The following is a 4555-nucleotide window of genomic DNA, read 5'->3' as shown; positions in this document are numbered from 1 at the left end:
CCAAGCTTCTATTGAGTTTTCATCAAGTGGAAAAATATGTTGCAATGAAACAAAATCTTTACCAATTCCAAATGCACCTTCCGGCATGATGAACATCAGGTCTTCATAATTGAAGTGTTCCCAGTCACCATTGTTTTTGGCTGAAATTATGCACTGGTGCCCAGGCTCAAAGTTTTTTGCTTGAGCGTAACGCTGATAGACATAATCATTCAACTGTTCTTTAGTGAAGTACCAGCTGTTCTTCTGTTTATGAACGGGTATTACCTTAGGTTTATGTCCGCTAAAGTTCGCAATGGAATTCCGAATACTCTTTCCAAGATCATTCCTGGAGCCACCAGAACCACTAAACATGATGTCTTCAAGATAATTTTGCTCAATCCATTCATCAGGAAAATCAGCGATCTTACCTGGGAGCATATTAGTGAAATTAGAATCTCTGAAGCCCTGAATCGTTTTACGGAACCCAGAGGTCAATTCTCGAACAGATTTATAAATCATCTCAACGACAGAATAAGTGCTTGGCGCCAGCCAATGGATCCGCCATCCAGCCTTTTTTGCACCAAGATACTCAATACCCAACCTGTAAGTAGGCCAGTCTTGATCTATTGCGTGCTGACGTTTATCTTTATCCGTAATTTCTCGCTTAACCAAAGAAGTCATTTTCAGCAACATTATTTCCTGGAAACGGAAACCGCAAATAATTGTGAGTAACAACATATTGTAAAAGATACGCTGATAACTATTCTCAGCTAAAGCGATCAACTCAATAACACACATAAATGCACGGATTGATATGAGTCTTTCATCATCAGTTTGATCAGGGGTGGCTTCTTGCGCTTTCTTCCTTTCTTTAGTGCTGTTAGAACCATTTCGATAAGGATACTTATTTTTGACTTCAATATTAACTAAGAAAAGATCATATTGACGTAGTAAAGCAATGGCCTTTACTGCAATATCGCAATAGTCACTGACATTATCAGGACTGTCAGAATTCTCATGATGCCGCTCCATCGCTGCATGAATAATATCGGAAGTCAGATACATTGGATGCGTTTGACCTGTTTTATTTACCATTTCCCAATACCAGCGCTTCATAACCTGTAATGGTTTGTCTAGTGTAGAACCTGATGGTAATCCGCCAATGATACACACCAGATGCATGTGATAAGCTCGCATAAAATCCTGAAATTCCGAAGAAATATTCATTTGTGAGAGCCCCTTAATACGACTAGAAACTTCGTCCCACTTAAAGCCGCGATCTTTTGTTTCTTTAAGCCATGCAACACCTTTCTCACCAAAACGCCAGGAACCGGCATTCCACTCCAGTTGTCCAACAGCATTGTAGGCAACAAGACGCTCTTCAAATTTTGCTTTATATTTCTCTATATAAATAAGAAGATTATCCGCCTGTTTATTACGTATTGTTATTTGTGTAGTCATCGATTAAATAGTCCTCTGGCCTTTGCCATTTCAATGCGAGCCATAACCTGATTTACATGCTCTTTCCGCCGCACTAATTCCTTGAGAAGTGGATGATTTAAAATGCCAGCATCATCGGCAACATCACGAACATTTTGGATTTCATCATTCAGCGAAAGAAATACTTTTTTGTGGTTTCCATCTATAAATGGTTTGAAATACAGGCAACCGTAACATCCACGACCCTGTGCAAAGGGGCAAATGTCTTCTTCATAATTACATCCACCGAGATGGTAATGAAGTTGCCCACCAATTGACCCTGCAACATTGCGACCTTCCCATTCGCTGCTGTGAACTAAATTCCCAGTCAACATGAGTGCCATCATGTTCTTAAACACAGGGTTGCGACCCAAAGCTGCCTCACGAATATCAGCCAGCTCAGGGGTGGCTGCAATGTATCGATCTGCAACAACATAAGAGGATTGTCCCAATATATAAGCTATCTCAGGAGCACTGGCACCACTCATTGCCATTGAGTGACCAACGTTGTGACGAAAGAGGCTTGCGGTATATACAGGTAGTTGATAATCATCGTTTTTTACTGCCTCCTGAATCTCTTGTGGTGAAAATCTGAAAAGCATTTTCTTTAATGACGCTTCCACCATCTTCATTGAAGATACTATGATGGAAAACATCGGGTCGGTATCACCAATTCCAACTAGGTACTTATACAGTAAGATTAACTTTCCAAGTTCTTCCGGAATTGCAACTCGAACTCGATCGATAGTTAGTTTTGACTTTTTGGCATATGGCACAAGTACTGAATAACGCATCCCGTACTTATTCTCGGTATCAACGATAAAATCGCCTCCGGAAAGTTTACCGATCTGTACAGGTCTGGCCCCAATGTAATAAACTATGCCAATAATAATGCAGTCCCGTAATGTATCAATTTTAATGGTTTTCCTTACAGTTTCCAGATGAATGTTTTTATTTTCTTCAACATCAATTTTTGGACATAGCTTAGATGCCCAACGTTGAATGCCATTTTCTATCATTAGGCATACTTCTTCTGGTATAACGAGGTCTAGGTTTTGGTAGCGAGCCCAGTTATTGTTCCTAGGGCGTGGCACTTCCAGCAATAGATCTTCCAGCTCATCACTGTCATCCTTACTTTCGAAGAATCCATTACGATCAAGTTTTCGTAATGCATAGAGGGTGTAATAGAACTGACTGCTGTCTGAGTGATTTCGCTCAGTCTTCGCAACTAGCATTTGCATTTTTTCAATAAGGCTTTCGCGAGTGATAACCTCAATTTGTTTGAAAGTTGTTGCGACAAACTGAGCAAATTTATCAGCAACACTTGCCGAGTTCTCATTAATGTACGCGATCGTTAAGTATTTCAAGAGCTTGAGTGAAACTGGTGATAAATCACAAAAGTATTTACCAGTAGAGAATAATATAGCCAAATTATTACCTGAGAATCTGTAACGCCAATCATCATGTAGATATAAATATCGGTCATCAAATTCTGTTGCACTTATTAAAAACAATCGTTTAGGGAGCTGAATATTTTCAATCCATTCAAGCTGTTCTTTTGTAAAGTGAAGGGGATGGGTTTTAAAAAAACCACCCCCGGTGATACCGCTCTCAGTTGAATAGATCTTTGAATGTGAAGTCTTCGTCATAAACATTATCTTCTAGCAAGTTGGAGGTTTTTCTTTGCGAAATGTTTGTTTCTGGGGAAGCTAAATGCATATCTGAATGTTTCGTACGCTTATAGTTGCTCTGGTTACTCACCACTTCAATAAACCGCTTGGCATATCTTAATGGAACTTTACTGGTCAGTGACCAGCCGCCTAAAGCACGAAGTTGTTCAATAGCTGGTTCAAGTACTCCATTCATCCTTGCTCGAATACCATAGTCTTGCGCCAGTATTAGTGATTCACTCAGGAGACTATTGTAAATAAACTCAAGAGTGATATTAGCCCAAGTATGCCGCCCAACGTGTGGTGTTATATTAACCATATTATTAATATTTTTATTACTTTTCGTACGATAATGAGGGAATAGGGCAATGAATGCCGGATCAATTTTTTCCTTATAAAATGTTCGAATTGCATCGTAAGTTAATGGAGTTAACCTACCTGAGCCTTTAATAAAAACAAACTCATGGTCAACAATTTTTTTCTCTTCAAATAATGGGGACCGATATTGCTCCATATAAATGGTAAACATAATGAAGTCATCTTCGGTTAGTTCGATTTGTCGCTGTGAATGCTCAGTCTTGAGTGAAGGTTGTTGTTTCCTTGGGTCAACTACATCATCTGGTAGATTTTGTACAATCAGGATGAAACGAATGTTACCTCGTGAGTCTGGAAGGGTTGGCCCCACGCAATCCTTCATCAACAATTGAACTTCACCAACACGTAAGCCATAGTTAAACATTAACCGGTGAATAAGGTAGTTACGGTATTGTTGAAATCCTGAATCGAATGGGTTTTGGGGATTAACCACGGCCGTGAATAGTTCGCCGGTCTCGATATCTGAAAATTCAGGAGTGGAGGGGATTAACATGTTCGTTAGTTCGATACTTTGCTGGCTGGTGATACTTTTGTATCGGTGAGCTGGTTCGTTCCTGGATACTTCAACTCTATTGAAGACCTTAATTCTGGCAGCGAGATCTCTATGGTTCGCCTGGTTAATCTGGTGAGCTTCAGTAGGTGACATATCTTGGTATGCCAGATTCATATATCTATAGTTGAGATACTTAAGGAATCGGCCAACGTTTCTGACGTGGTTACCATAGGTGGACTTGTTGGTTCTGGAGAGTGCCGAATGTAAAAACCCGTTAGAGATTATGTCGGTCTCGTCACTCAGGTGCTGCTTCCCGAGCAGATAAGTAAAGAAGCCATCAAGCTCCCTGATAAAACAGGAGATATTGTAGCCAGACCGATAGAAATCGTAGTCAAATGTTTGTTTATGCTTCTTATAGTAATAGACGTAAAAGAAACGCAGCGAACACAAAATGTTTTCTTGAGTCCCTAGGCTTTTCTTGCTCAGTTCATTCATTCCATAAATTGTGGCGAACATGACCGGTAGGGTAGTCACATCATCAACTATGAGATGAGTTCTC

3 protein-coding genes are annotated in these 4555 nt (G+C 40.0%); all 3 read right to left on the bottom strand.

All coding sequences use genetic code 11. The annotated features are described in order from the left end of the window. A partial coding sequence (locus tag M8370_RS22820; protein WP_250021796.1) for a hypothetical protein occupies nucleotides 1–1440 on the bottom strand: 1440 nt, incomplete at its 3' end. Next, the gene (locus M8370_RS22815) at nucleotides 1437–3107 is read right to left on the bottom strand and encodes an integrase (protein ID WP_032248902.1); all 1671 of its coding nucleotides are present in this window, start codon (nucleotides 3105–3107) and stop codon (nucleotides 1437–1439) included. The genes M8370_RS22820 and M8370_RS22815, both read right to left, overlap by 4 nt. Next, the coding region (locus M8370_RS22810) for a site-specific integrase (protein WP_250021795.1) at nucleotides 3070–4555 on the bottom strand (1486 nt) is incomplete at its 5' end. The genes M8370_RS22815 and M8370_RS22810, both read right to left, overlap by 38 nt.

The sequence above is a fragment of the Enterobacter cloacae complex sp. OE43NF genome, assembly GCF_023544405.1.
Classification (GTDB): domain Bacteria; phylum Pseudomonadota; class Gammaproteobacteria; order Enterobacterales; family Enterobacteriaceae; genus Enterobacter; species Enterobacter cloacae.
Note: the sequence above shows the minus strand (reverse complement) of the source record. Positions and strands in the feature narration are given on the sequence as shown.